The sequence below is a fragment of the Corallococcus praedator genome (genome assembly GCF_003612125.1).
Lineage (GTDB): Bacteria > Myxococcota > Myxococcia > Myxococcales > Myxococcaceae > Corallococcus > Corallococcus praedator.
The window spans coordinates 50390-56891 of record NZ_RAWI01000016.1 but is presented as its reverse complement, the minus strand read 5'-3'; the positions used below and the strand labels follow the sequence as shown (position 1 = coordinate 56891).

At 69.9% G+C, this 6502-nt stretch carries 6 protein-coding genes; 4 read left to right on the top strand and 2 right to left on the bottom strand.

The annotated features are described in order from the left end of the window. Nucleotides 1-206: 206 nt before the first annotated feature. The 4 genes from D7Y13_RS03960 (at nucleotide 207) to blaCOR (ending at nucleotide 5057) form a co-directional block, all read left to right on the top strand. Nucleotides 207-2687 carry a serine/threonine-protein kinase gene (locus D7Y13_RS03960; protein WP_120531356.1) on the top strand — a complete coding sequence of 827 codons (2481 nt, stop codon included), beginning with the start codon at nucleotides 207-209 and terminating at the stop codon, nucleotides 2685-2687. A gap of 30 nt (nucleotides 2688-2717) precedes the next feature. Beyond that, a complete protein-coding gene (gene sitA6 / locus D7Y13_RS03955; protein WP_120531357.1) occupies nucleotides 2718-3422 on the top strand; it encodes a SitA6 family polymorphic toxin lipoprotein in 705 nt (234 codons plus the stop codon). After that, nucleotides 3423-4160, top strand: coding sequence for a SitI6 family double-CXXCG motif immunity protein (sitI6, locus tag D7Y13_RS03950; RefSeq protein WP_120582332.1), 738 nt, complete (start codon nucleotides 3423-3425; stop codon nucleotides 4158-4160). Nucleotides 4161-4301: 141 nt separating this feature from the next. Continuing rightward, nucleotides 4302-5057: a COR family subclass B1 metallo-beta-lactamase gene (gene blaCOR, locus D7Y13_RS03945; RefSeq protein ID WP_120582333.1), complete on the top strand. Its 756-nt coding sequence runs from the start codon at nucleotides 4302-4304 to the stop codon at nucleotides 5055-5057. A gap of 14 nt (nucleotides 5058-5071) precedes the next feature. Here the strand turns inward: blaCOR and D7Y13_RS03940 are convergent, their stop codons facing one another. Both D7Y13_RS03940 and D7Y13_RS03935 read right to left on the bottom strand, forming a co-directional pair. Further along, complete coding sequence (locus tag D7Y13_RS03940; RefSeq protein ID WP_120531360.1) at nucleotides 5072-5485, bottom strand: hypothetical protein; 414 nt, start codon at nucleotides 5483-5485, stop codon at nucleotides 5072-5074. Nucleotides 5486-5556: 71 nt separating this feature from the next. Then, nucleotides 5557-6480, bottom strand: a complete 924-nt coding sequence (locus tag D7Y13_RS03935; RefSeq protein WP_233595291.1) for a CHAP domain-containing protein — start codon at nucleotides 6478-6480, stop codon at nucleotides 5557-5559. Between the last annotated feature and the right edge of the window lie 22 nt (nucleotides 6481-6502).

The following is a 6502-nucleotide window of genomic DNA, read 5'->3' as shown; positions in this document are numbered from 1 at the left end:
GGGCGGCGGACTTGGGGGACTCGCTATCGGTGGCCATCTTCGGAGGGGGGAGAGGCTACCATGACCCCTAAGCCCTCGAAATTTTGGACAAACCCCCGCTCGTTCGGCAGGCGGAGGGGCAACGGATACCCAGGTGATTCCCCTGGAGATTCTGCTGGCGAGGAACGTCATGCGCGCCAGGGGGAAGCCGTGCAAGATGCCGCGCCGTGCTGGTCCCCGACGCCCTGGTCCTCGATGGTCGTTTCCGGGTCCTCGGACCCCTGGGTTCCGGGGGCATGGGTGAGGTGTACCTGGGCGAGCAGGTGTCCCTGGGCCGCAAGGTCGCCATCAAGGTCCTGCACCACGATCTGCACGCCCAGCCCGGCATGGCCGAGCGCTTCAAGCGCGAAGCCCGCCTGCTCTCCGCCGTGGAGCACCCGTCGGTGGTGCGCATCGTGGACTTCGGGCAGTCCGGCGACGCCGCCTGCCTGGTGATGGAGTTCGTGGAGGGCCAGAGCCTGCACGACGCGCTCCAGCAGGGCCCGCTGCTGGCGCCCCGGGCGCTGGCCCTGCTCCAGCAGCTGGCGGAAGGGCTCGCGGCGATCCACGACAAGGGGATCATCCACCGCGACCTGAAGCCGGAGAACGTCTTCATCTCGCCCAGCGTGCGCGGTGAGCAGGCGCGCCTGTTGGACTTCGGCATCGCGCGGCTGGTGGAGCCGGATGCCAACAGCGCGCTCAGCCAGGTGGGCGTGGTGCTGGGCACGCCGGAATACCTGTCCCCGGAGCAGGCCGTGGGCGCGAAGGTGGACACGCGCAGCGACCTGTACTCCTTCGGCGTGCTGGCCTACCGCGTGCTCTCCGGACGCCTGCCGTTCGACGGGCCGTCGCCGCGCCACTTCCTGGCGCAGCACGCCTCGGGCGCGCCACTGCCCCTGGACCGTGCGGCGCCGCAGTTGTCGCGCTACGTGGGGTTGCTGGCGCTGGTGATGCGGCTGCTGGACAAGGACCCGGCGAAGAGGCTCCAGTCGGCGCACGAGCTGGCGGATGCGCTGGGGGTGGCCCATGCCGCGCTGGTGGCGTTCACGCCGAGCCAGGGCACGCCCATCGTCCACGCGGGCATGACGCCCTCCAACGGCACGGCGGCCTTCGCAGGCTCCGAGGTGCGCAACGAGCCCTCCGGCACGTCGGCCTTCGGCGTGAGCGCGGAGCCGGCCGGGCCCGGGTCAGGCACGTCGGCCTTCGGGGCGACGGAGCCGGTGGTGGCTTCTCCGGCGGTGACGGCGCCCCCGGCGGTGCCTCGCACGGGCACGGCGGCGTTCGGGACGGCTCCCCGGCTCACGGGTGGGCTGGGAGCGACGACGGGCGGCGCGGCGGTGGTGAAGCCGCAGAACGTGACGGTGCTGCTCACCGACATCCAGGGCTTCACCGAGCGCATGAGCCGGCAGACGCACGAGGAGAACGCGCGGATGCTGGACACGCATGACCGGCTGCTGTTGCCCATCGTGCGCGAGCACGACGGGAAGCTGGTGCAGAAGCGCGGCGATGCATTGCTCGCGGTGTTCCGGGCGCCCTCGTCGTCCATCCGTTGCGGCATGGCGATGCAGCAGGCGCTCTGGCGTCACAACCAGACGGTGCCGCCCGATGAGCAGCTCCACGTGCGCGTGTGCCTGCATGCGGGCGAAGTGCTGGTGACGAACGACGCGGTGCTCGGCGAGCCGATGGAGGTCGTGAAGGCGGTGGAGCACGTGGCCGCCGCCGGAGAAGTGACCTTCACCGAAGCCGTGAACATGGTGCGCAACCGCGCCGAAGCGGCCGCCGAACCGTGCGGCACCATTCCCCTTCCCGGCCGACAGGAGAAGATCCAGCTCTACCGCCTCACCCGCGCGGCGGAGGGTTCACCGTTCGGCGCGGCGCTGGGCATCAAGGACGCCGGTCCGAAGCGCTCACCGATGGAAGCGCTGAGCGGCCTGGGCACGAAGGTGCGCGAGGGTGTGGCGATGCTGCGCCAGCGCCCGCGCGTGCTGGGCGCAGGGGTGGCGGCGTTGGTGCTGATGGGAGTGGGCGTCGCGTGGTCGGTGCACGCGAGTGATCCGCTGGTGCGGGCGCATGGGTTGCTGAAGGACGGCCAGCCGGCGGAGGCGCTCCAGGTCCTGGAGGGCCCGGATGTGCCGAAGGGCGCGGCGACGACGCGGCTGCGCGCTGCCGCGAATCATGCACAGGGGACGCACGACAAGGAGCACGTCCTGTTGCTGAGCCTGGACAAGCAAGGCCGGGCGGGCCTGGAGATGGGGCTCCTGGACGGGCTGGCGGAGGACTTCGGAAACGGCGAGCAGGACCGCTCCGTGCGCAGGGTGTTGGAGACCCTGCCGAAGGCCACGGTGCGTTCGCACTTCGAGGCCCTGGCGCGCGGCAAGCCGTCGATGAAGCAATGGGGCGGGTTGCGCTACCTGGAGTCGGTGCAGGACACGGAGGGCCTGGACCTGGTGGGGCTCTACACGTCGTCGCTCGACTCCACGGATTGCGGCGTGCGCACGAAGGCGGCGTCCAAACTCGCGACCCTGGGCGACCCCTCCGCGCTGCCCACGCTGGCGCGCGTGGCGGAAGCGGCCCGTGAGAAGCCCGCCGCCGGGACGCGTGCGTGCAATCCGCAGGCGTTCAGCAGGGCGCTCGAAGAGCTGAAGAAGAAGACGCAGGCGGCGCCGTAGTCCGCGGCGCCAGCCACCTCCGAGAACAACATGCGCTGGGTATTTCTCCTCCTGTGTGGATGCTGGCTGGGTTGTGCGGCGTCGGTGGCATCCCAGCCTGGCGTCTCTCCCGTGAGCACGTGGGAGAGCGCCTCGGAGGACTCCCACGAATGCGATGATAGCGGAGAGGACCAGTGCCTTTCTCACGTCTGCTCCGACACGGGATGTGCGCTCTATCGCTGCGAAGACCTGGCACCAGGTCGGATCGCCCGAACGTTCGCGGGCCCCACGCCTCCGGTATTCATCGCGCCCGGGGGTGGTGCCCAGAGAACGTGGGGGAGCGCCCAGGGGCTTCCAGGCGATGCGTTGCCCGTCATGGTGTTCCGCTGGCACCCACGCGAAAAGCTGCCCAGCGAACTCCAACGACAACGGGCCTACGAGGAGTGGGAGCGCCGGCCAAAGGAGCGGCATCACATCTTCCCCCAGGCCCTGCAGGGCTACTTCGCGCGAAAGGGAATCAACGTGCATGACTACGTGATTGCCATCGACGCGGAGATCCACGGCCGCATCCACCGGGGGAAGAATGGAGGTCCCTGGAACGCCGAATGGCGTGCCTTCATCGAGCACACCTTGGGTGAAGCGCAGAAGCACGAGCACTTCGAGCACGCGGGCGCACTCATCCAGAAGTTCGCCCTCGCCGGATACACCCTGACGTATTGGCAGCGGTTCGACCTCACACCGGTTCCCAGGGACTGAATGCGCTACTTCGAGCTTCGAGAACCCACGGACGCCACCCGCTGGACCGGCGAGTTTCGCGCGAAGCGGCGGTGGGGCCTGCCCGGAGTGGCGTGCCCGACCTGTCATGCGGAATGGAGTGGCGTGCTGTCCTATCCCGCCGTGGATCTCTCCCGCCTCCCGGAACAGAAGTCCTTCGCGGAGCCACGACTGGAGCCCTACGCGCAATACGCTCGGCTCGCGGAGCAGGTCCGCCCCCTGCTCCCTCCGGGTGCTCTGCTTCAGCCCGGCTGCACCTTTGGAGCGTTGCGTGGCAAAGCACAGGGACGGTTCGGCCCCGTCACCGTCTTTCCCTCCTGGGAGATCTTCCTGCGCGAGGATGCCCTGGCGTCCTTCCGGGCCGGCGCGCTGAGAGGACTCATCCCCGTGCTGGCGGAACTCTCGTTCCCGACGCAGGACGCGGAACAGCTCCACGAACTCCAGTTGCTCCCCAGAGGCCGCCTGCACGAAGCCTGTCTTCCCGTGGGAAGACCACCGCCCTGTCCAACATGCGGGCGGCAGGGATTCCGGATGCCCTCCAAGCGGTGGCTGGACGCGGACTCCCTTCCCGCCGACCTGGACATCTTCCGGTTGGAAGATGCCGTGACGCTGATCATCGCCACCGAACGGTTCGTGGAAACGCTCCACGCGCTGGGACCGAGCGATGTGGAGAGCCTTGAAGTGCAGGCCGTTCCGGGAAGCGCTCGCAGCCCTGAGTGACTGCCCGGCGTGGCCCAGGGGCCGCACTTGCGTGTCCCTGCACCCTCGCCATCCCCCAGGTTTTCAGGTCACGTCGTGACGGATCCGCGCGCACACGCTTTGCATCCGCGCGCCCAGCCACCCGCTTCCTCCTGGAGCCCCATGACCTCACTGCGAACCTGCGCCCTCCTGCTCCTCCTCACCGCCTGCGCCACCACACCCTCCACGCCCTCTTCACCCCAGGACGAAGTCGTGCTCGCGGAGGACGTGCGCATCCGCCGCATCGCGCCCGGCGTGTGGATGCACGAGACGAACGCCAGCAAGGAATGGGGCGGCACGCCCGCCAATGGCCTCATCGTGGAGGACGGCGACGCGTCCATCCTCGTCGATACAGGCTGGAATCCGCGTCAGGCCGAAGCCCTCATCACCTGGGCCCGGGACTCACTGCACCACCCGGTGCGCGCCGCGGTGGTGACGCACTTCCACATGGACCGGACCGGTGGCATCCCCACCCTGGAAGCGCAGCACATCGCCGTCCACGCACGTGAGGACACCGCCCGCCGCGCCGCCGCGCAGGGCAACCCTGTCCCCACCTCGCGCGTGTCGGATGCGCAGGACTTGGGGCCGCTGTCGGTGTTCTTCCCGGGTGCCGGCCACACGCCCGACAACCTCATCGTCTTCCACCCGGCCTCGGGCATCCTCTACGGAGGCTGCTTCATCAAGGACGCGGCGGCGAAGGACCTGGGCAACCTGGAGGACGCGGACACCACCGCCTGGCCCGCGAGCCTCCAGCGCGCACGCGCGCACTACCCCGACGCGCGCGTCATCGTGCCCGGCCACCACGCCCCCGGTGGGCCGGAGCTGCTCGAGCACACCGAGGCCCTGCTGCGCGAAGCCCCACCCGCGGCCTCGCGCTGAAGCGCTGACACGCTTCAGTCGTCCCGGTGCGCGTGGCCCTTCTTCTTGCCCCGCCCATGCCCGTGGTCGTCGTCGTCATCCCAGTCGTCGTCGCGACCGCCGCCCTTGCCCTTCACCTTCTCGTTCACCTTGAGCAGGTTGCGCGTGTACGCGTCGTAGTCCAGGTGCAGGTGCCCCTTCGCCCCCTGCGCGTACGCGCGCAGCTTCACCTTCCACACGTTGTTGCCGGTGAGGTGCGCCTCCTGCAACTCGCACCGATACCCGCGCGAGCGGCACTGCTCGAACCCCCGCCGCACCGCCTCGTCGTAGTTCATCGCCACCGGACGCGGCGGCGGCGCGGGGCGCGGCGGAGGACGCGACGGACGGGAGCTCGCGACGATACATCCCGAAGAGAGCAGCAGGGTTCCCAGCAGCAGGGGCAATCTCATGCGCGGGATGACGCCACACCCGCGCCCGGATTCAAACGGGCCCGCCGTATGTCCTTGCGACTGCGGTGAGACTACAAACCTCCAGGCGAGGCGAACGCGACGAACAACTCCCCCGCGAGGTAGGCGCGAAGCCCCTTGCTCGCCGGTCGGATGAAGTCGTTGAGCAACGCACCCTTCGCCTGCCGGTGCACCGTCGGGAACGCCAGGTTCATGTGGCTGCGCGCCACGCCCTTGCCGCCCCGGTGGATGAACGTCACGGTGCCGTCCGCGTCCACGCGCTCGACCACCGCGATGTGCGTCATCCCGTCGTTGCGCTTGCCGTCGCGGTTGCGGTCGTACGTCTCCTTGAAGAACGCCAGGTCGCCCGGCCTCGGATTCAACCGGTGCACCGCGCCCGCCGCCTGCGCCCGCCGGAAGATGCCCGTGACGGCGTTCTCCCCCGCGAGGAAGCCGTGCGCGACCAGGTCGATGCCCGCCTGCAGGTACGCCAGCCGCACCAGCCCCGAACAGTCGTTGGGCACGGACCGGTCCAACCGCCGCGCGCCCACCAACTGCGCCGCGCGCGCCACGATGCCCCGGGCCTGCGTCGACGGCGGAGGCAACAGCTCGTCCCAGAATCCGCCCGGGCCCCGCGTGGGCCCCGTGAAGAGCGCCGCGGCCTCCAGCGCCGCCGCGATGACGCCCGCCTCCTCCGGCAACTCCCCGGGGTCCGCCGCCATCAGCGACGCCAGCGCGTCACGGCCCTCCGGCGTCACGAACTCCAGCGGAGGGGGCGCTTCCGCCTTCACGCCCAGTGCGCCCTCGGCGCCCACCGCGGCGACCCTCGGTGGCGCGACGTGAGCCTTGGGGAACTCGGCGGGGTGCAGCTCCAACACGCTGTGGGAGGCCACGTCCGGGACGTGCGCGCAACCCACCAGGCAGCCCAGCGACATCAGGATGACGAGCGACGAACGGCGCAGCAGCAACAAGTCCTCCGGGGGTGAACGCGGCCGCATTCAACCCCGGAATCGTTGTACG